Below are 20975 nucleotides of genomic sequence, written 5' to 3' on the forward strand. Positions count from 1 at the left end.
GGACAGCGCCGCGTCGAGTACCGCACGGGCCAGCTCCGGCCCGCTGGCGGCCGCCGCCGGCTCACCGCCCGCCGATCCCGCCGCCGCCTCCGGGGTACGCGCAGCTGAGCCGTCACCTGCCGCCGGCCGCTTGGTTGGTGGCTCATCCGACACGGCGTACCGTCCCTTCGCCGACCTGGTATCGGGTGCCGCGCAGTGCGGCCGGCACGTCATCGTCCACCGCGCAGGTGACCAGCAGCTGACTCGCCCCACCGACCAGCTCCGCCAACCGCTCCCGGCGACCGGTGTCCAACTCCGCGAAGACGTCGTCGAGCACCAGCACCGGCTCGATCCCGTCGGCGCGCAGCAGGTCGTACCCGGCCAGCCGCAGCGCGAGCGCGAACGACCACGACTCGCCGTGGCTGGCGTACCCCTTGGCGGGCAGTGGACCGAGACTCAGTGCCAGCTCGTCGCGGTGTGGGCCGACCAGGGTGGTGCCCCGCTCGATCTCGGCGGGACGGGACGCGGCCAGGGCCGCCGTCAGCGCCTCGGCCAGCGCGGCCCGGTCGGTGGTCGGCTCGGCCAGCTCGATCGAGGGCCGGTACGCGATGCTCGCCGCACCCCGACCGGCGGCCACCGCGTCGTACGCCTTGGCCACGTGCGGGGTGAGCGCGGCCACCAGCTCCAGGCGGCCGGCGAGCAGCTCCGCGCCGTGTTGGGCCAGGTGGGTGTCCCAGACCGCGAGGGTGCCGAGATCACCGCCCCGAGACCCCCCGGTCTTGCGGGCCAGGTACGCGGTACGCAGCAGGGCGTTGCGCTGCTTGACGACCCGCTCGTAGTCGGCCCGCACGCCCGCGTACCGGGGTTGCCGGTTGACCAGGAGGTCGTCGAGGTAGCGGCGGCGCTCGGCCGGGTCGCCCCGGACCAGCTCAAGGTCCTCCGGGGCGAAGAGCACGAGCCGGAGCGCACCGAGCACGTCCCGGGCCCGTCGCGCCGGTGACCGGCCCAGGCGGGCCCGGTTGGCTTTGCCGGGCACGATCTCCAACTCGACCAGGAGCTCGCGGCCGTCGTGCACGATCTCGCAGCGGATCACCGCGGAGGTGGCGCCCATCCGGACCAGAGGTGCGTCGGTGGCTACCCGGTGTGAATCCAGGGTCGCCACGTAACCCAGCGCCTCGACGAGGTTGGTCTTACCGACGCCGTTGGCGCCGATCAGGACGTTCGCTCCCGGCTGGAGGTCGACCGCCACCCGCTCGTACGAGCGGAAGTCGACCAGTTCCAGCCGGTGAACGTACACAGGTTGTGGACGCCGCTCAGCGCTTGTGCACGGCGTGGCCACCGAACTGCTGACGCAGTGCGGAGACGGCCTTCATGGCGGGCGAGTCGTCCTGACGCGAGGCGAACCGGGCGAACAGCGAAGCGGTGATGACGTTCAGCGGCACGGCCAGCCGGACCGCCTCGTCGACAGTCCACCGCCCCTCGCCGGTGTCCTCCGTGTAGCCGCTCAGGTCGGCCAGCTCCGGGTCCTCGTCGAGCGCCCGGTCCAGCAGGTCGAGCAGCCAGGAACGGACGACGGTGCCCTCGCGCCAGGACTTGATGACGCCCGGCACGTTGGTCACCAGCTCCGAGGCGGCCATCAGCTCGTAGCCCTCGGCGTAGGCGTGCATCAGGCCGTACTCGATGCCGTTGTGCACCATCTTCGAGTAGTGCCCGGCGCCGACCGGGCCGGCGTGCACGAAGCCGAACTCGCCCTCCGGCTTGAGCGCGTTGAAGATCGGCATCAGCCGGTCCACGTGCTCCTGGGCGCCGCCGACCATCAGCCCGTAGCCGTTCTGCCGGCCCCAGACGCCACCGGAGACCCCGACGTCCACGTAGCCGATGCCCCGCTCGTTGAGCCGTTCGGCGCGGGGGGCGTCGTCGCTGAAGCGCGAGTTGCCGCCGTCGATGATGATGTCGCCCTCACCGAGCACCTCGGCGAGCTCGTCGATGGTGGCGTCGGTGACCCCGGCGGGCACCATCACCCAGACCGCGCGCGGAGACTCGAGCTTCTCTGCCAGGCCTGCGATGGTCGTAACGTCGCTGATCTGCGCGTTGTGGTCGAAGCCGACCACCTCGTGCCCGGCCGAACGCAACCGCTCCCGCATGTTGCCGCCCATACGGCCGAGTCCTACTAGGCCGAGCTGCATGTGTTCCTACCTCCGTGGATCTGGGTGTTGCTGCGCGCGATCAGCGCGAGACGCGGATCGGCATGATGAGGTACCGATACCCCGGAATGACCTCGCCATCCTCGCCGGCGGGAGAGATCACCGCGGGCTTGAAGGCGTCGACGAACGAGAGCACTGCCGTCTGAGCGCCCAGGTTTGCCAGACCGTCGATGAGGTACTGCGGGTTGAAGCCGATGGTCAGTGGGTCACCGGTGAAGGTGGCCTCCATCGCCTCGCTGGCCCGGGCCTCCTCGGAACCGCCGGCCTCGACCACCAGGCCGTCGGCGCTGAAGCTGAGCAGCACCGGCGTGGTCCGTTCGGCGACCAGCGCGACCCGCTTGACCACCTCGATCAGCGTGCTGACCGGGACTCGGGCGGCGGCGTTGTGCGTGGCCGGGAAGAGCGACCGCACCGGTGGGTAGTTCGCGCCGTCGAGGAGGCGGCTGGTGGTGCGTCGGGTGCCGCCGGCGAGACCGACCATGCCCTCGCCCGCGGCGCCCTGGGCGAGAGCGAGGGTGACCTCGCCGCCCAGTGGGCCGAGGGCCTTGGCGGTGTCGTTCAGGGTGCGGGCCGGCACCAGGGCATTGATGCTCACGTCGGGGTCGTCCGGCCGCCACTGGATCTCGCGCAGCGCCAACCGGTAACGGTCGGTGGCGAGCATCGACAGCGTGTTGCCGGACAGTTCGACGCGGACCCCGGTCATCATCGGCAGCGTCTCGTCGCGGCCGGCCGCGATGGCCACCTGGGACACCGCTGTGGCGAACGCGGCAGCGTCGACAGTGCCGGCGCTCTGCGGCATCTCGGGCAGCGCGGGGTAATCCTCCACCGGCATGGTGGGCAGGGTGAACCGGGCGCTGCCGCAGACCAACTCCAGGTGCGCGCCGACCGCGGCGATGTCGACCGGCTTGGCCGGCAACGCCTTCGTGATCTCGGCGAGCAGCCGGCCGGAGACGAGCGCGGCGCCGTCGGCGTCGCCCTGCACCTCGACGGTCACCTGGCTGGACACCTCGTAGTCGAACCCGGAGACCCGCAGGTTGCCGTCGGTGACGCGGAGCATCACCCCGGCGAGCACTGGTACGGATGGCCGGTTGGGCAGGCTTTTCGCGGTCCACGCCACAGCCTCGGCGAGCGCGTCGCGCTCCACTCGGAACTTCATCAATGCCTCCGCGTCGACGTCAGCGACAACTCTCTCATGCCGACCGCTGCCTACCGTCCCGCCCGACCGTGCGGGTACCCATCGCACCTTAGGGCGCGGGGGCATCGGCTGTGCGCCCGACCCCATGGATCGTGTCGATGCTGACCGGCTGATCCGACAGCGTTCGGCCCGATCCACAGAAAGTCCAACGGTGATGATTGGTTTTTGTTCTCTTAGAAGAGATAACTCATCGTCTTCATCGCACCTGTGCAAACTGTGGAAAACCGAGGTCTGCGCAGCTCAGACAGGTTATCCACCGGTGATTTAGCTGTGGAGAACCGGGGGTACAACTCGGCTGTGTGTCCACAGCCCGGCTCCGGCGGCTGGTTGTCCACCGTTGTCCACCGGTTGTCCACCGGTAATCCACCGACTTTCTCCCCAAGCCTGTGGATGGCGGGGAAGATCACCATTGTCGTCATCCCCAGAACCTTCAACAGCTCGTACACAGGTTGAAGGTGATCGGTGGATAACGTGACCGTCGTCCCCAGGCGTCCACAGCCTCGTACACAGGGTTTCTCCACAGCCTGTGGGTAACCGGCGAGGGACGGACCGTAGTTATCCACCGACGGTGGATAACAAGCTGTGGACAACGAGTGGAAGTCGAGGCGGTCACGGCCTCGATCCTGTGGTCTACACCATGTGGAGAGTCCAGCCCGCCGCCGAAAAAAGAACGCCCGGCCGGAGATCCGGCCGGGCGTGTCCCGGGCTGTGCCCCGCCGCGACGGCGGTCGTACCCTCAGCTGTTCTGCTTGATCCGGTTGGTCAGCTCGGCGATCTGGTTGTACAGCGAGCGGCGCTCCGCCATCTGCTGACGAATCTTGCGGTCGGCGTGCATCACAGTGGTGTGGTCCCGGCCACCGAACGCCTGCCCGATCCGGGGCAGCGACAGCTCGGTCAACTCCCGACACAGGTACATGGCCACCTGGCGGGCGTTGACCAGCACCCGGGACCTGGACTGGCCGCGCAGGTCCTCCAGGCTCACACCGAAGTAGTCAGCGGTCGAGGCCATGATCTGGTCGGCGTTGATCTCCGGACCGGCGCCGTCGGGCATGAAGTCCCGAAGCACCTCCTCGGCCAGCGACAGCTCGACTGTCGACCGGGTCAGGCTGGCGAACGCCGTCACCCGGATCAGCGCGCCCTCCAACTCCCGGATCGAGTTCGACACCCGGGAGGCGATGAACTCCAACACGTCCGGCGGGGCGTACATCCGCTCCTGCGCCGCCTTCTTCTGCAGGATCGCGATGCGGGTCTCCAGATCCGGTGGCTGGATGTCGGCCAGCAGCCCCCACTCGAACCGGGTTCGCATCCGGTCCTCGAGAGTGGCGAGCTGGCGCGGCGACCGGTCCGAGGTGATCACGATCTGCTTGTTGGCGTTGTGCAGCGTGTTGAAGGTGTGGAAGAACTCCTCCTGGGTGCGCTCGCGGTTCTCCAGGAACTGGATGTCGTCGATCAAGAGGATGTCGACGTCGCGGTAGCGCCGCTGGAACGCGCTGGTCTTGTCGTCCCGGAGCGAGTTGATGAAGTCGTTGGTGAATTCCTCGGTCGAGACGTACCGGACCGAGCGGGCGTTGCCGAGCGTCGTGGCGTAGTGCCCGATGGCGTGCAACAGGTGGGTCTTGCCCAGCCCCGAGTGCCCGTAGATGAACAGCGGGTTGTACGCCTTGGCCGGCGACTCCGCCACCGCCACGCTCGCCGCGTGGGCGAAGCGGTTGGACGAGCCGATGACGAAAGTCTCAAACATGTACTTCGGATTGAGCCGGTTGCCGCCGGTGTCGGCCCCGGGCAGCCGGCGGTCGTCGCGGCCACCGGCCCGGTGATCCACCGCGCTGCGACCCGGGCCGCTGTCCGTTCCGCTGTCCCGGGGGAGCGAACGGATCACATGCTGGTCGCGTGGCGACGCCGAGTCGTCCCGGTAGCGGGGCTCGTAGGGCCGGGTGTCCGGGCCGGGCGGGTCCAGGCGGGCCGCCTGCTCGTCGTAGCCGCGCCGGTCCGGGCCCGGTCGGGGCGGACGGATGGGCTCCGCGAAGGCGGCGCTGAACAACGCCTCCTGCCCGTCCCGGCTGGCGGGGATCAGCCCCGAGCGGTGCCCGTCGACGGTCGGCGCGAGCGGCGGACCCGCAGGCGCGGGCGGCGCCACCGGATCGGGCGTACGCGGCGCGGGTGACTGCTCAGGGATCATCGCGTCGGCCGACGGTCGAGTGTCCTGGGCCTCGTCGTACGGCGCGAGACCTGGACCGTCGATGTCGAGCTGCCCGGTCTCCGGAGCGCTGCGGTAGACGGTGCCGGCCGGTCGGCCGGTGGCGTCCTCGGCCACCCGGACGGTGACCGCGACCTGGATCGGTCGGCCGAGCCGGCGGGTGAGCGCCTCGGTGATCGCCGGGCGCAGCCGTGACTCGATCACGTCGCGGGTGAACGCGTCCGGAACGGAGAGCAGTGCGGTGTCCTCGACGATCGCTCGCAGCCGGGTCAGTCGTAGATAGGCACGCTGCTGGGCGGAGATGATCTCGTCGGCGAGTTCGTCGGTCGCCGCTAACCACACTGCGGCAAGGTCGGTCGTACCGGCCACCGTCGTGCCACCCCCTCGCCTCTGCTCCCGGCCGCCGCTGTCTGTCTGCCAGCCGGCCGTCCCGGGCCCGCCGCGTTCGCGGGTGGAACAACACCCACCCGGACGATCGACCGGTGGTCATCCACAAGTTATCCACAGCCTGTGTACCGACCGATTGTGGCCACCGCCGGACGCGGGTGGCACCTGCCCCTGCCTGAACGGGCGCTGAAGCGGGTTCACCGTGCCGAACGATTCACTGCCTTGTCCGGTCTTGCCTGATGCGACGACCGGAGCTTCCGACGCTCACCGCAATCGGGCACGGTAACAGCGTTGTCCCTGCGCCATCAACCGGCGACGCGGCGGCGCCCTTGTCGGCATCAGCGAAAACCGTCCTCCGGCCTCGGGCGCGTCCTGTTGTCCACTGCTCGGGGTGTTTGACGGCCATTGCCCCCCTGCGTAGGCTGCAACGGCCGCTTTCTCGCCCTCTGCTAGGGTGATGGTGCTTGCTGTCCGCGGTCGCATCCCCGCACCGCCGAGGTCCCGCTCCGCCGGGCAGCACCGATCGTGGGCCACCGTCGAGGTGGCCTGGACCACCACACGACCCCGGCGATCCCGTCGCGCGGGGCGCGTACGAAAACGGAGAGCCTGACGTGAGCAAGCGCACCTACCAGCCGAACAACCGCCGGCGCGCGAAGACCCACGGCTTCCGGCTGCGCATGCGCACCCGTGCCGGCCGTGCCATCCTGTCGAGCCGTCGCGCCAAGGGTCGCACCACCCTGTCGGCCTGAGCCGACCGGGCCGGTCCAGGGGACGTGGGCAGTCGTGCTGGCCGCCGCACAGCGACTGCGGCGCAGCACTGACTTCGCCGCAGCGGTTCGCGGTGGCCGACGCGCCGGACGTGGCGCCGTCGTGGTCCACCTGGCCGTGCCGGTGACCGTCGACCCCAGCACACCGACCTCACCGGAGCCGGTACGGGACAACAGTGCGGATCAGTCGTCCGCGCCGTCCCGTGCCGGCTTCGTCGTGTCCAAGGCGGTCGGCAACGCGGTGACCCGCAACCGGGTCCGGCGACGGCTGCGGGCGCTGGTCCGGGAACGGTTGACGGCCCTGCCCGCCGGCAGCACCCTGGTCGTCCGGGCGCTCCCGGCCGCCGCGCAGGCGTCGTACCCTCGGCTCGCCACCGACCTGGACGCCGCCATCGCGGTCGCCCGGTCGCCCCGCGAGCGGCGGTCCCGATGAGCGACACCGAGCAGACCAGCCCTCGCCCGTCGACGACCGGTGCCAAGGTGCTGATTGCGCCAATCATCGCGTACCGTCGGTGGATAAGTCCGGCACTGCCGGCCCGCTGTCGGTTCTACCCGTCGTGCAGTGCGTACGCCCAGGAGGCGGTCGCTCGACACGGCGCGCTCCGGGGAGCCGTGCTGGCGGTCCGGCGATTGTTGCGCTGCCACCCCTTTCACCCTGGTGGATATGACCCGGTGCCGGAGCCGGGCGGCCGCCGCCGTGCTGATGTGACTGGAGCCCCGAATTGAGTCTGAGTCTCGACTGGATCTACTACGCGATTTCGTGGATCCTGCTGACCTGGCACTCTGCCTGGGACGCCATCGGGGTGCCGGTCGACGCGGTGCTCGGCACCAACTTCGCCTGGATCCTGGCCATCATCTTCCTGGTGGTCACCGTCCGGGTGATCCTGTTCCCGGTCTTCGTCAAGCAGATCAAGTCGCAGCGGGCGATGCAGGCGCTCCAGCCCAAGGTCAAGGAGCTTCAGGAGAAGCACAAGGGTGACCGGGAGACGCTCCAGAAAGAAATGATGGAGCTGTACAAGAAGGAGAAGGCCAACCCGCTGATGGGTTGCCTTCCGATGTTCCTTCAGATCCCGGTCTTCCTGGGCCTCTTCCACGTGCTGCGCCGGCTCGACCCGGACAAGGGGAACAAGACCCTCTACGGCTGGACCGTCGACCAGTTCCAGAGCGCCTCGCAGGCGAAGCTCTTCACCGCCCCGATCGCCGGCAAGTTCGGTTCCACCGCCGACGAACTGGCCAGCCTCGGCGCCAACGGCAGCACCGTGAAGATCATCGCTGGTGTCCTGGTCCTGGTCATGATCGCGACCACCTACCTGACCAGCCGTCAGATGATCCTCAAGACCGGTTGGGCGGAGGACCCGCAGCAGCGGATGATCCAGCGACTGATGCTCTACGGCATCCCCGCGTCGCTGCTGATCTCCGGCGCGATCTTCCCGATCGGCGTCATCATCTACTGGGTCACCAACAACCTCTTCACCCTCGGCCAGCAGCAGTGGGTGCTGCGGAAGTTCCCGCCGCCGGTGACCGCCAAGAAGGCCGTCGCCCCCGCCGCCACCCGTAACCCGGTGCAGCCCGCCAAGTCCGGTGGCCTGTTCGGTCGCGGCAAGGCGGCCCCGCCGGCGCCGGTCAAGGCGGCAGCGCCCAAGGTGGCCGGGCCGAAGCCGGGCGCGAAGCCGGTGAACAACCCGAAGAAGAGCCGCCCCGCCAAACGGCAGGGCTGACCTGCGAGGGCCGCCGCCGGATCATCGGCGGCGGCCCGTTCCGCACCGCGCAGCCGCCGTACGGCCGGCGCCGGGTGGAACCGACCGCGCACCGCGCGGCCACGGGCGACACTGCCCGTACAGACGTGCCCGTGGGCACCGGCGACCTCCAGCCGGCCCCGGGAAACCAGTCGGACCCGACGGTCCGGCCGAGCGAGTACGGAGATGAGACCGTGACCGAGACCAGCATCCCCCGCGCCGAGCAGTCCCTGGACGAGGAGGAGACCGCCACGCTCGCGGTGGACGGTGACGACACCGAAGCCGATGACGCCGAGGCGGACGACGACACCGACACCGCCGCTGGCGGTGGCACCCGGGCGAAGAAGGCCGTCGGCGAGGGCGACCTGTTCCGGCAGAGCGAGATCGCCGCTGACTACGTCGAGGGCCTGCTCGACATCCTCGACTACGACGGCGACATCGACGAGTTGGTCGCCGCCGGCCGTCCGATGGTCGAGGTGGTCGGCGAGCGCCTGCAGAATCTGGTCGGTCAGCGCGGGGCCACCCTGGAGGCGCTCCAGGAGCTGACCCGCCTCGCCGTCTTCCGGCAGACCGGCACGCCGAGCCGCCTGCTGCTCGACGTCGGCGGCTACCGGGCGAACCGCCGCAAGGAACTCGCCGCGGTCGCCAAGAACGCCGTCGAGAAGGTCAAGGAGTACGGCGAGCCGGTCCGACTGGAGGCGATGTCGGCGTTCGAGCGCAAGTGCGTGCACGACGTCGTCAACGCCATGTCGGGTGTGGCGAGCGAGTCCGAGGGCGTGGAGCCGAACCGGCGCATCGTCGTACGGCCGGCGGACTGACCGGGTGACCCACGACGACATCACGGCCGATGCCGTGTCCGGCCCGGGCGGCACGCCGCCCGGGCCGGACGCTGTCCGCCCTGTTACCTCGCACGCCGACGCCGACGCCGATGCCGGTAGCGGCGTCCCGTCACCGGCCGACGCGGCGTTGCCGCCGGAGCTGGCTCCGGCCGCGCTGACCCTCTTCGGCGATCGTCTCGACCTGGCCGCCGCGTACGCCGAACTGCTGGCCACCGACGGGGTGGTGCGCGGCCTGATCGGCCCCCGGGAGGCACCCCGCATCTGGGATCGGCACCTGCTCAACTGCGCTGCGGTCGCGGAGCGGATCCCGTCCGGCGCGACGGTCCTCGACGTCGGCTCCGGCGCGGGTCTGCCGGGCCTCGTCCTGGCCATCGCCCGCCCCGACCTCACGGTCACCCTGATCGAGCCACTGGCCCGACGGACGTCGTTCCTGATCGAGGTCGTCGAGCAACTCGGCCTGGCCAAGTCGGTACGGGTGTTCCGCGGCCGGGCCGACGAGGCAGCCAGCGGATCGAGCGGCCGGGAGCCGATAAGCGGAGACGTGGTGACCGCCCGCGCCGTCGCGCCCCTGGATCGGCTGGCCGGGTGGAGCCTCCCCCTGGCTGTTCGGGGTGGGCGTCTGTTGGCGCTCAAGGGTTCGTCCGCCGCCGCCGAGATCGAGGAACACGCCGAGGTGGTGGCGCGACTCGGCGGCGGGGAGCCAGCCGTGCGGCTCTGCGGCGTCGGGGTCATCGATCCGCCCACCACTGTCGTGGAGATCGTGCGGGAGCGGATGGTCGGCCCGCCCCGGCCCGCGGCGAAGAAGCGCGCCCGGGGCGGACGTTCCCGCCGCGGTTGACACTTCGCGCCATCGGGCTTCCGGCCGGTGGGTTGCCTCGTTGTACCGGTACGGATGGACGAGGGGATGAGAACCCGACGTGGACCGGCCGCGCCCGTCCGCCGTAGGCTGACCGCGCGTCGATAGTGTGGAGCGGGTGACGGACGTCGCGGGCCTCCGACCGCTCTCGTGGGCCGTACGCTCCCGGGATGCGGGCGTGGATGCGGCCAAGTTGACCGGGGCGCGGACCGACCATCCGAAGCGGGCAGGGATGACAGGTGCATGACGACGGCAGGTACGACGATCCACGCGTGACCGGGTCGACCAGCGATCCCGTTTCACGTGAAACCGACTACCCGAGCTGGTCGCCCGGTGCGACCGGGCCATCGAACCGACCTACCGACAGCGATCCGCCGGCAGTGCTCGACCCGCCGTCGGGCACCGGGCAGCCGGAGGGCTCGGCCATCGAGGAGCCGGCGGGTGCTCGTCGGACGCCGGAGACCTCCAGTCGACCGGTCAACGCCGCCGAGGTGCGGTCGACCTCGGGCCGCCGCAACACCGCCGCAGCGGTTCGCTTCGAGCCGGCGGTCCCACACCAACCCACTGCGGCCGTCGTTCGGGACGCCGCGCCGGTGGTCGCCGACGCGCCGGTCGCTTCGACTGAATCGTTGGCTGCTGTGGCGGCCGACCCCACGTACGTTTCACGTGAAACCCCGACGCGCGAAGAGGATGACCCACCGTTGGCTATGGAGGCGATGCGCGCCGTGCAGATCCTGAATCCCAGTGGCGAGGTGACCATGCCTCGGCCGGACCGGACCCGGGTCATGTGCGTCGCCAACCAGAAGGGTGGCGTGGGTAAGACCACCACCACCGTCAACCTTGCGGTGGCGCTCGCCCTGCACGGCAACCGGGTGCTCGTGGTCGACCTTGACCCACAGGGCAACGCCTCGACCGGGCTCAACGTCCCACACCACACCGGAATCCCCGACGTGTACGACTGCCTGATCAACAGCGTGCCGCTGGCCGAGGTGGCGCAGGCGGTCGAGGGCATCCCCAACCTCTGGTGCGTACCCGCGACCATCGACCTGGCCGGCGCCGAGATCGAGTTGGTGTCGGTGGTGGCACGGGAGTCGCGTCTGGACCGGGCGATCGCCGCCTACCCGGGCGAGTTCGACTACGTCTTCATCGACTGTCCGCCCTCGCTCGGTCTGCTGACGGTCAACGCTCTGGTTGCCGCGCAGGAGGTGCTGATCCCGATCCAGTGCGAGTACTACGCGCTGGAGGGGCTCAACCAGCTGATCAACAACATCAACCTGGTACGCCAACACCTCAACCCGAAGCTCGATGTCTCCACCATCCTGCTGACGATGTACGACCGTCGTACCCGGTTGGCCGACGCCGTCGAGCAGGACGTCCGGAACCACTTCGGTGACAAGGTGCTCCAGGCGGTCATCCCCCGCAACGTCCGGGTCTCCGAGGCACCGAGCTACGGCCAGTCGGTGATGACCTACGATCCCGGTTCGCGGGGCGCCACGAGTTACTTCGAGGCCGCCCAGGAAATCGCCGAGCGGGGCGTCAAGGAGCCGGTGGGCCGGAATGCGTAGTGCGGATGAGTCGCTGGGAGGCGTGGCATGAAGAACCGTCCTCGGGGCGGTCTGGGTAAGGGCCTGGGGGCGCTGATCCCGACCGGGCCGGTGCCGGGTGCCGTTGGCACCGCGACGGCCGAGCCGGACAACGAGCGCCTGGACGGCGCGGGCACTACCGCCGCCGTCTCCGCGGTGCCCGTCCCGGCCCCGGCTCGCGAGCCGGAGCCGGTGCTGAGCCCGGTGCCCGGTGCTCGATTCGCCGAGATTCCGGTCGACGCGATCATGCCCAACCCGAAGCAGCCGCGCCAGGTCTTCGATGAGGAGGCGCTGGAGGAGCTGAAGACCTCGATCCAGGAGGTCGGCTTCCTCCAGCCCATCGTCGTTCGGCAGCTCGACGACGAGAAGTACGAACTGGTGATGGGCGAGCGGCGCTGGCGGGCCGCCCAGGCGGTGGGCCGGGAGAGCATCCCGGCGATCGTCCGGGACACCCGCGACGACGCCATGCTCCGCGACGCCCTGCTGGAGAACATCCACCGGGCGAACCTGAACCCTCTGGAAGAGGCCGCCGCGTACCAGCAACTGCTGGAGGAGTTCGGGGCCACCCACGAGGAGTTGGCCCGCCGGATCGGCCGGAGTCGTCCGCAGATCTCGAACACGATCCGACTGCTGAATCTGCCCGCACAGGTGCAGCGCCGGGTTGCCGCCGGCGTCCTGTCGGCGGGGCACGCCCGCGCTCTGCTGAGCCTCGACGAGGCAGAGGCGCAGGAACAGTTGGCGCTGCGGATCGTGGCCGAAGGGCTGTCGGTTCGGGCGACCGAGGAGATCGTGGCCCTGGCCCTGAACGACGGTCCGGCGAAGGGGCAGGCCGCGAAGCGGCGACCCAAGGCGCACGCGCCGGCCCTGACCGATCTGGCCGATCGGCTGTCCGACCGGTTCGACACCCGGGTGAAGGTGGACATCGGCCGGAGCAAGGGCAAGATCACGATTGAGTTCGCGACGGTGGACGACCTTGAGCGGATCGTCGGGATCATCGGCGTACCGCAGGAGGAGAGCGGGGAGGACTGAGCCTGTCCTCCGCTCGCCCACGGCCGCGCTACCCATTGGGGGCGCGGCCGTTCTGCATCCCGAGGGGGCCGCGTTTCACGTGAAACCGTCGGCGGCTCTCGCTTCAGCGGATCAGGGCGCCGACCCGACCTTCTCGCTCCGGTCAGCCAGCCCACTCCGCCGTCGCCCTGACCCCGAGCGCCGGGCGTACACGGGTGGACGGCTCGCGTTGCCTCCGCATTCGGAGGCGCGTACCGCACGCGGGTGCGTCGGCGCGTGCCGCAGGGACGGGAGATCTCCTACGCGCGTCACAGAAGCTCTGCATTGGCTCGGTCGACCGGAACCACCCCTTGCGCCGTCCGACGTCGCAGCGAGCCGCTGAGTGGCGCGTACGGTGCCTCCGCAGTGATCCTCGGCTGAGCCGTGTCGTCAGTCCTGCCGGAGCACCCGCCAACGAGCCGGGCGGGGAGTCGGCAGAGCCTCGGACCCGGCACCCCGGTTTCACGTGAAACCGGAACGCGAGGTCGCTGGTGCCGATCAAACCTCCTGGGGTCGGGCTGATGGTCAACGGGCCTCCAACGCGCGCGACACCGAGGCCGCCATTCCGCTTCCCGCCCCGGGGGTCTGGAGCGCCGAACCACCTCGGCGCACGAGTTCGCGGACAACGACCGACCCGTCGAAAAGTTATCCACACCGGTTGTCCACAGGCACCCCCCGTTTCACGTGAAACAGCGCGTGGGAGCGGGTGTGAGCCTGTGGATGACGGGGTGTGTTGAGGATCTCGGCAGCCTGTGGATATCGCCTCCCGGTGCCCGTGCGACCACCCGAGCTTGGCCGGCGGCGGGCAACGATCCGGTGGTTCAGAACCGCTCAAACAGGTAGGGACAGCGGTGCCAGACTCGGTTAGGGTCAGCGTCGTGCACGACACCCCTCCCTCAGTCCCGGACTTCACCCAGTGGCCGTCATTTCCCTTCGAGGGTGACCTCCACGTGAAGCAACTCGATGATCCGGTCCCGGTCGAACCGCCCCGGAAGGGCGAGGGTCTCCGGGAATGCACCGCCTGCAACGCCCCTGACGACGCCTACATCTGGGTGGGCGAGCGGTGGCGAGTACGCGCCATGGACCGACCCACCGGTCTGCCGATGGTGCTCATCCTGGAATCGCGGACCCACCTCGACCTCGGGGACCTGCCGAACCTGCTGGCCGCCGAGTTGGGAGTGATGACCGTACGTCTGGAGCGGGCCATCCGGTCGCTCGACGGTGTGGCGCGGGTGCACGTCAACCGTTGGGGCGACGGCTCGGCTCACCTGCACATGTGGTTCCTCGCCCGGCCGTACGGTCGCCTTCAGCTGCGGGGCACGTTCCTGTCGCTGTGGGACTCGATCCTGCCGCCGATCTCCGAGGCGCAGTGGCGGGAAAATCTGGCACTGGTCGCGGCCTGGCTCGCCGAGTTCGGTGGTCGTCCGCTCGCCGAGCCGCCCCGCATCCAGTGGCAGGCACCGTCCAGCCTGCTGGCCCAGTCCGCTGCCGCGGATGCCGCTGCCGCAGCGGAGGCCGCAGCAGTGGCAGCCGCAGCGGAGGCGGTCTCGGTCATCGAGGCGGCAGAGGAGATCCCGGAACCAGCGCTGGACTCCACGTCCGGTTCGACGGAGGTCGACAGCGGGCCTGCGGTCGGACCGGAAGCGGAAACGGACGCCGGCTCGACGGCGGCCACCGTCACCGACCGGACGGTCGACAGTGCTCGGATGGTTGAACCTGCCCGGACGGCAACGGCCACGACCGAACCCGATCGGACCGCATCCGCCGGCGCCGCCACGGCGGGGACGCCCACCGACGATCCCCACATCGGCCCGGCGAGCGGAAGCGCCGACGAGACCCCGTCGGGTCCCGCCAACCCGGCCGCCTCCGACGGCGGTGCCTCCAGGGAGACGATCCCCGGGAACGGCGTCGGGGGCACCAGCGCCCAGGGCCCAGGCGCGAGCACCAACGGCAACGACACACCCGACGTACGCGCGAGCCACTGACCTGGAACCGACCATGAGGTTGGTCCGGACAGGCCAATCTCATGGTCGACCCGCAGGCGGTGCCGCGCGGCCGACGGGCTGGCGGGTAGGTCAGTGAGTGGTGAGGCGGGCCGCTGCTCGGGCGACCAGGGTGCCGAGAAGTCGACCGAAGTCCAACCCGGCCGCCTGCACGGCGAGCGGAAGCAGAGACGTCTCCGTCATGCCTGGCGAGACGTTGACCTCCAGCACGTGGGGCTGGCCGGCCTCGTCCACGATCACGTCCACGCGCGAGAGGTCCCGTAGACCGAGCGCGGTGTGCGCCGCGAGTGCCACGTCAGCGACAGTGGCGGCCACCTCCGGGGCCAGCCGGGCCGGGGCGTGCCAGGTGGTCCGCCCGGCGGTGTAGCGGGCGGCGTAGTCGTACACGCCGTTGCGCGGCACGATCTCCACCGGCGGCAGCGCCTGCGGGCCGTCGCCGAGGTCGACGACGGAGACCGCCACATCCATACCCGGCACGAACCGCTCCACCAGCGCCGTGGAGTCGTACGCGAAGCAGCCGACCATCGCGGCGGGCAGCGCGGCGGCGTCCCGGACCACCGCCCCGCCCAACCCGGAACCGCCCTGCGTCGGCTTGACCATCAGCGGCAACCCCAGCCGGTCGACGATCCGGTCCAGGACGGCGACCGCGCCAAGCTCGGAGAAACGATCGTGCGGCAGCGCCACCCAGTCCGGGGTGGGGATGCCGGCCTCGCGGAGCACCGCCTTGGCCGAGGGCTTGTCCCAGGCGACCCGGGAGGCGCGCGCGTCGCACCCGACGTACGGGATGTCGCACAGATCCAGCACCCCGCGCAGTGAGCCGTCCTCGCCGGTCGCGCCGTGCAGCGCGATCACCACCGCGTCCGGCGGGTCGGCCGCGAGCGCCGGTAGCAGCGCCACGTCCGCGTCTCGCAACTCGGCTTCCACCCCGACGGCGCGCAGCGCGTCGAGCACCCGACGACCGGAGCGCAGCGACACGTCCCGTTCGTAGGAGAGCCCGCCCGCGAGCACCACCACGCGTAGGTCGCCCGAGACGGCGGAATCGGTCACGAGGAGATGCTCGACGGTCGTACCCATGCCGGCATCATGCCAAGTCGGGCCCGGGCACGTCGGAGCCGGCCCGGCCGCGTCGGCCGGCAGCGCCACCCACGGCACCGAAGACCCGACGCATGGCGATCTCCTGCTCCATCACGCCGGCCAGCCGGCGGACACCCTCGCGGATCCGCTCCGGCGGCGGGAAGCTGAAGTTGAGCCGCATGGCGCCGGTGCCGGTGCCGTCGGCGTAGAAACCGGTGCCGGGGACGTAGGCGACCCGAGCGGCGACCGCTCGCGGCATCATGGCCTTCGAGTCGAGCCCGTCGGGCAGCGTGGCCCACACGAACAGGCCGCCGGCCGGTGTGGTCCAGCTGGTGCCCTCCGGCATCAGGTCGGCCATCGCGTCGAGCAGGGCGTCCCGGCGTTCCCGGTAGACCTCGCGGTAGACCTTGAGCTGCTGCCGCCACGGCATGGTGCCCAGGTAGGTGGCCACTGCGGCCTGGGCGTAACCGCTGGGGCAGAGGATCTGCGCCTCGCTGGCGATGACCAGCTTGTCGCGGACCGCGTGCGGCGCCAGGATCCAGCCGACCCGCAGCCCGGGGGCGAAGGTCTTGGAGAACGTGCTGAGGTAGAAGACGCCATCCCGGCGGCGGGCCCGCAGGGGGGCCGGGGCCTCACCCTCGAAGCCCAGCTGACCGTACGGGTCGTCCTCGACGACGAGCAGGCCGGCGCGCTCGCAGATGTCGAGCACCCGTTCCCGGCGTTCCTCGCTGAGCGTCACGCCGGTCGGGTTCTGGTAGGTGGGGATCGTGTAGAGGAACTTGACCCGCTGGCCGGCGCGGGCCAGGTCGGCGATGGCTGTCTCCAGCGCCTCCGGGATCAGCCCGTCCGCATCCATCGGTACGTGGACGACCTGCGCCTGGGCGGCCTGAAACACGCCGAGCGCACCGACGTACGTCGGCCCTTCGGCGAGCACCACGTCACCCGGGTCGAGGAAGAGCCGGGCCACCAGGTCGAGTGCCTGCTGCCCGCCCACGGTGACCACGACGTCCTCCGGGGAAGCCCCGCACGCGGCGTCGATCCCGGAGAGCGACATCACCTCGCAGATTCGCTCGCGCAGCTCGAGGGTGCCCTGACCGATGCCGTACTGGAGGGTGGTCACGCCGTGCTCGGAGCCGAGCCGGCCGAGCATCTCGCCGACCGCGTCGAGCGGAAGGGCCGCGATGTACGGAGCGCCGCCGGCAAGCGACACGACCTCCGGGCGACTGGCCACCGCGAACAATGCTCGGATCTCGGAGGCGGTCATCCCGCGTACCCGCCGGGCGTACCGGTCGGTGTAGTCGTCGAGTGTCGTGCCGGTCATGACCTCACCTCGATCGCTGCTCGGGTGGCTCCCGCCCCGGGTACCCCGCACACCGCTGACCATGGCGAACGGATACACCGATTGTCGATCGTAGTCCGCCAGAGTCGTGCCGCCGCCGTGCCGAGGCAGATCGACCACATGGCGGACGTGCTCGGCGTCCCCCACCGGAGTGGGCATCTGCGCGTCCCCTCCCGTACCGCCGATCGGCGGCGTACGATCGCTCGTCGGGGGCAGGAAGGCGGCGCTGTCGTTCCATGCCGGTCTCACCACCGAGCCTATTGTGGGGATGCGCCATATGTCGCGACGTCTGGTCAGCCTGACCCTCGACACGCTGGAAGATCTTCCGCGCCCGTGCCGGCAGTGCGTCTACTGGGAGCTCGATCCGGTCTCTGCGGACCGGGCCTGCGCCGCCGGCGATCCGGGCCTGGAAAAGGAGGCGTGGGTCTCCCAGACGCTGCTGGAGTGGGGCTCCTGCGGGAAGCTCGCGTACGTCGACGGGATGCCGGCCGGCTTCGTGATGTACGCCCCGCCCGCCTACGTGCCCCGTTCGATGGCGTTCCCGACCTCACCGGTCTCCGCGGACGCGGCACTGCTGATGACCGCCAACGTGGTCGCCGCGTTCGCCGGCGGCGGGTTGGGCCGAATGCTGGTGCAGGGTGTCGCCCGGGATCTGACCAAGCGGGGCATCAAGGCCATCGAGTCGTTCGGCGACGCCAAGTTCGGCGACGCGGACGACCCGGCCGGTGGTTGCGTGGCTCCTGTCGACTTCTTCCTCTCCGTGGGTTTCAAGACCGTCCGTCCGCATCCGCGTTTCCCCCGGTTGCGCCTTGAGCTGCGGACGGCACTGAGCTGGAAGTCAGACGTCGAGTACGCGCTGGAGAAGCTTCTCGGGTCGATGAGCCCGGAGACGCTGCTCCGGCCGGTCCGTCCCGCCCCGGCCACCCGCTCCACCAACGGCTGACCCCGGCCGGCGGATCAGTCGACCACGGTGCCGGCGGTCACGACGGCACGCAGTTCGCTGACGTCGAGCGATCCGGTCGGCACGTCTCGTTCGATGGGGTAGTACATCCGCTGCACCGCGGCCACGATCGCCTCCACCACCCGGTCCCGGAACCGGGGATCGACAAGGCGTGCGCGGTCCGTCGGCGAGGTGAGGTAGCCGACCTCGACCCGGACGGCGGGCATCCGCGTCAGTCGCAGCAACTCCCACGTCTTGGCGTGGGTACGGCAGTCCCGCAGCCCGGTACGGGCGACGATCTCCCGCTGCACCAGCCCGGCCAGGCGTTCACCGGTCGCCGAGGTCACCCCGTTGTCGGTGCCGTAGTGGTAGGTGGCGACGCCCTCCGCATCCGGGTTGGCGTGGCCGTCCAGATGCAGCGAGATGAACACGTCGGCGCCGAGCGAGTTGGCGAGCAGGGCCCGCTCGGTGTCGGGCAGGCAACTGTCGGGCGACGGGCCCCGGGTGAGCTGCACCCGCACACCGGAGGCGGCCAGCCGCCCCTCCAGGCGGCTGGCCAGGTCGTGCATCAGGTCCGCCTCCGTCCAGCGCAACGAGCCGTCGGGCACCACCATCCCGGGGTCGGTGCCTCCGTGCCCGGGGTCGATGACCACCGTCTTGCCGACCAGCGCCGGCCCGGACTGTCGGATCGCATCGGATTCGCGGAGCCACTGCGGGCGGCCACCGACCACCTTGCGCCCGATCCGGCGCAGGGCGTTCATCGTGTGTGGGCCGCAGGAGCCATCGGGGGTGAGCCCGACCTCGCGTTGGAACTGGGCCACCGCCCGGGAGGTCCGGACACCGTAGATGGCGTCCGCCCGACCCACGTCGTACCCCATCTCCAGCAGTCGCTCCTGCAGCGACCGGACGTCCTCACCGGTGAGCGGTTCGGGGACCGCGTGGTAGAGGGTGCGGGCACCGAGCCGCCAGCGGGCGGCATCCAGAGCGCGCCAGGTCTCCGCTCCGACCCGGCCATCGACGCTGAGCCCTCGCGACTGTTGGAACGCGCGGACCGCCCGCTCGGTGTCGAGGTCGAACTCGTCGGTGTGCGGTCCGGCGGCGGCGAGCAGGTCGAGGCCGGCCAGGATGGTACGGATCTCCGTGACCGCGGGTCCCCGGTCACCGGCTCGGATCGGACGCACGCACGACCCCCTCTGCACGACAGTGGCTGGCCGGGCGGCCCAGGCTTGAGGTTATGCGCTCCGGGGCGGCGAGGTGGCTGGGCCGCGAAATACGTCGACGGTGCGGCCGAGAAGACACCGAACCCCGCACCCGACGAGCGGGTACGGGGTTCGGTTGATGTTTCTGCTGGTCAGAGAGCCGACTCGATGAGCCGGACCAGCTCGCCCTTCGGCTTGGCACCGGCGATCGACTGCACCGGCTGGCCGTTCTTGAAGACGGTGAGCGTCGGCACCGACATCACCCGGTAGGCACGGGCGGTCTCCGGGTTCTCGTCGATGTTGAGCTTGACGATGGTGACCTGGTCACCCATCTCCCGGGCGATCTCCTCGAGCAGCGGCGACACCTTGCGGCACGGCCCGCACCACTCCGCCCAGAAGTCCACCAGCACCGGCTTGTCGGCCTGTAGCACGTCAGCGACGAAGCTTTTGTCCGTGACCGCCTTGGTTGTTCCCACTATGCCCCTCCTCCGGGATGTGTTGCTTGTTCAGCTGAGCGTCGCGATGAACCGCTCGGCGTCGAGCGCGGCGGCACAACCGGTGCCGGCCGCGGTGATCGCCTGACGGTAGGTGTGGTCGACCACGTCACCGGCGGCGAAGACACCGGGCACGTTGGTGCGGGTGCTCGGGGCTTCGACCTTCACGTAGCCCTCGTCGTCCAGCTCGATCTGGCCCTGGAACAGCTCGCTGCGAGGGTCGTGACCGATGGCGACGAAGACGCCGGTCACGTCCATCACCTTGGTCTCGCCGGTGTGCACGTTACGAACGCGGACGCCGGTGACCTTGCCGTCGTCGCCGAGGATCTCCTCGACGGTGCTGTTCCACTCGACCTTGATCTTCTCGTTGCTCAGCGCGCGGTCGGCCATGATCTTGCTGGCCCGGAACGAGTCGCGGCGGTGGATGATGGTCACCGAATCGGCGAAGCGGGTGAGGAAGGTCGCCTCCTCCATCGCCGAGTCGCCGCCGCCGACGACCACGATGTGCTGGTTGCGGAAGAAGAAGCCGTCACAGGTGGCACACGCGGAGACACCGTGGCCCAGATATTCCTGCTCGCCGGGCACGCCCAGCGGACGCCAGGCCGAACCGGTGGAGAGGATGATGGATCGCGCCCGGTAGGCGGTCTCGCCGACCCAGACGGTGCTCACCGCGCCGGAACCGGCGTCGCCGGTGTCCACCAGCTCGACCCGGGTCACGTCGTCGGTGAGGAACTCGGCGCCGAACCGCTCGGCCTGCTTGCGCATGTTGTCCATCAGCTCGGGGCCGAGGATGCCGTCAGCGAAGCCGGGGAAGTTTTCCACCTCGGTCGTGGTCATCAGCGCGCCACCGGACTGCACGCCCTCAATGATCAGCGGCTTCAGATTGGCACGTGCGGCGTAGACCGCCGCCGTGTAGCCGGCCGGCCCGGAGCCGATGATGATCAGGTTGCGGACCTCGTCCACTGCCGTCTCCCGAGTTGTGTGTGTTCGGCGTCGGCGCGAGCACCGATGCTGATCCGAGTTGCCGACGCCTGGGTGAGGCCGGCAGCTGACTTCCAGAACGTCATCGTACGAACCGGGGATTCCCGAGCCGGGCATCCGGTGGGTCAGGTCACGTGGGCGGTCATCGTGCCATC

At 70.2% G+C, this 20975-nt stretch carries 19 protein-coding genes; 10 read left to right on the forward strand and 9 right to left on the reverse strand.

Features of this window, described 5'->3' with window-relative positions:
• Nucleotides 1–142: 142 nt before the first annotated feature.
• The 4 genes from recF to dnaA form a co-directional block, all read right to left on the reverse strand.
• Entirely contained in the window at nt 143–1276 is a 1134-nt protein-coding gene (gene recF, locus DLJ59_RS20315; RefSeq protein ID WP_124774222.1) for a DNA replication/repair protein RecF, read from the reverse strand.
• A 16-nt stretch (nt 1277–1292) separates the two neighbouring features.
• On the reverse strand, nt 1293–2165 hold the full coding sequence (gene gnd, locus DLJ59_RS20320) for a phosphogluconate dehydrogenase (NAD(+)-dependent, decarboxylating) (protein WP_124774223.1): 873 nt from the start codon (nt 2163–2165) through the stop codon (nt 1293–1295).
• Nucleotides 2166–2205: 40 nt separating this feature from the next.
• A complete protein-coding gene (gene dnaN, locus DLJ59_RS20325) occupies nt 2206–3339 on the reverse strand; it encodes a DNA polymerase III subunit beta (protein WP_124774224.1) in 1134 nt (377 codons plus the stop codon).
• A gap of 775 nt (nt 3340–4114) precedes the next feature.
• Entirely contained in the window at nt 4115–5944 is a 1830-nt protein-coding gene (gene dnaA / locus DLJ59_RS20330) for a chromosomal replication initiator protein DnaA (protein ID WP_124774225.1), read from the reverse strand.
• A gap of 629 nt (nt 5945–6573) precedes the next feature.
• Here dnaA and rpmH point away from each other — a divergent pair.
• The 9 genes from rpmH (at nt 6574) to DLJ59_RS37540 (ending at nt 14775) form a co-directional block, all read left to right on the forward strand.
• Entirely contained in the window at nt 6574–6711 is a 138-nt protein-coding gene (rpmH, locus tag DLJ59_RS20335) for a 50S ribosomal protein L34 (RefSeq protein ID WP_007453904.1), read from the forward strand.
• Nucleotides 6712–6745: 34 nt separating this feature from the next.
• Complete coding sequence (gene rnpA / locus DLJ59_RS20340) at nt 6746–7162, forward strand: ribonuclease P protein component (RefSeq protein ID WP_124774226.1); 417 nt, start codon at nt 6746–6748, stop codon at nt 7160–7162.
• Complete coding sequence (yidD, locus tag DLJ59_RS20345) at nt 7159–7455, forward strand: membrane protein insertion efficiency factor YidD (protein ID WP_124774227.1); 297 nt, start codon at nt 7159–7161, stop codon at nt 7453–7455. The genes rnpA and yidD overlap by 4 nt, the downstream gene beginning before the upstream one ends.
• A 2-nt stretch (nt 7456–7457) precedes the next feature.
• Nucleotides 7458–8447, forward strand: coding sequence for a membrane protein insertase YidC (yidC, locus tag DLJ59_RS20350; RefSeq protein ID WP_124774241.1), 990 nt, complete (start codon nt 7458–7460; stop codon nt 8445–8447).
• A gap of 212 nt (nt 8448–8659) precedes the next feature.
• Nucleotides 8660–9283 carry a Jag family protein gene (locus DLJ59_RS20355; protein WP_124774228.1) on the forward strand — a complete coding sequence of 208 codons (624 nt, stop codon included), beginning with the start codon at nt 8660–8662 and terminating at the stop codon, nt 9281–9283.
• A gap of 148 nt (nt 9284–9431) precedes the next feature.
• A complete protein-coding gene (gene rsmG / locus DLJ59_RS20360) occupies nt 9432–10142 on the forward strand; it encodes a 16S rRNA (guanine(527)-N(7))-methyltransferase RsmG (RefSeq protein ID WP_244236137.1) in 711 nt (236 codons plus the stop codon).
• Between the two features lie 257 nt (nt 10143–10399).
• Nucleotides 10400–11725, forward strand: a complete 1326-nt coding sequence (locus tag DLJ59_RS36645; protein WP_124774230.1) for a ParA family protein — start codon at nt 10400–10402, stop codon at nt 11723–11725.
• Nucleotides 11726–11752: 27 nt separating this feature from the next.
• Nucleotides 11753–12772, forward strand: a complete 1020-nt coding sequence (locus tag DLJ59_RS20370) for a ParB/RepB/Spo0J family partition protein (RefSeq protein ID WP_124774231.1) — start codon at nt 11753–11755, stop codon at nt 12770–12772.
• A gap of 896 nt (nt 12773–13668) precedes the next feature.
• Entirely contained in the window at nt 13669–14775 is a 1107-nt protein-coding gene (locus DLJ59_RS37540) for a hypothetical protein (protein ID WP_425271445.1), read from the forward strand.
• Nucleotides 14776–14865: 90 nt separating this feature from the next.
• On the opposite strand, the gene DLJ59_RS20380 is transcribed toward DLJ59_RS37540, so the two are convergent.
• Both DLJ59_RS20380 and DLJ59_RS20385 read right to left on the reverse strand, forming a co-directional pair.
• Nucleotides 14866–15867 (reverse strand): D-alanine--D-alanine ligase family protein, encoded by a 1002-nt coding sequence (locus DLJ59_RS20380; RefSeq protein WP_124774232.1) that lies wholly within the window; start codon nt 15865–15867, stop codon nt 14866–14868.
• A 7-nt stretch (nt 15868–15874) separates the two neighbouring features.
• Nucleotides 15875–17188 carry an aminotransferase-like domain-containing protein gene (locus DLJ59_RS20385; RefSeq protein ID WP_124774242.1) on the reverse strand — a complete coding sequence of 438 codons (1314 nt, stop codon included), beginning with the start codon at nt 17186–17188 and terminating at the stop codon, nt 15875–15877.
• A gap of 295 nt (nt 17189–17483) precedes the next feature.
• Between DLJ59_RS20385 and DLJ59_RS20390 the strand changes: the two genes are divergently transcribed.
• Nucleotides 17484–18149: a GNAT family N-acetyltransferase gene (locus tag DLJ59_RS20390; protein WP_124774233.1), complete on the forward strand. Its 666-nt coding sequence runs from the start codon at nt 17484–17486 to the stop codon at nt 18147–18149.
• A 14-nt stretch (nt 18150–18163) separates the two neighbouring features.
• On the opposite strand, the gene DLJ59_RS20395 is transcribed toward DLJ59_RS20390, so the two are convergent.
• From DLJ59_RS20395 to trxB, 3 genes are all read right to left on the reverse strand, one after another.
• Nucleotides 18164–19327 carry an N-acetylmuramoyl-L-alanine amidase gene (locus DLJ59_RS20395; protein ID WP_124774234.1) on the reverse strand — a complete coding sequence of 388 codons (1164 nt, stop codon included), beginning with the start codon at nt 19325–19327 and terminating at the stop codon, nt 18164–18166.
• 170 nt (nt 19328–19497) lie between these two features.
• Nucleotides 19498–19821, reverse strand: coding sequence for a thioredoxin (gene trxA / locus DLJ59_RS20400; RefSeq protein WP_030331849.1), 324 nt, complete (start codon nt 19819–19821; stop codon nt 19498–19500).
• A gap of 30 nt (nt 19822–19851) precedes the next feature.
• Nucleotides 19852–20802 carry a thioredoxin-disulfide reductase gene (gene trxB, locus DLJ59_RS20405; RefSeq protein ID WP_124774235.1) on the reverse strand — a complete coding sequence of 317 codons (951 nt, stop codon included), beginning with the start codon at nt 20800–20802 and terminating at the stop codon, nt 19852–19854.
• Nucleotides 20803–20975: the final 173 nt, after the last annotated feature.

The organism is Micromonospora inaquosa (assembly GCF_003857055.1).
GTDB classification, from domain to species: Bacteria; Actinomycetota; Actinomycetes; order Mycobacteriales; family Micromonosporaceae; genus Micromonospora; species Micromonospora inaquosa.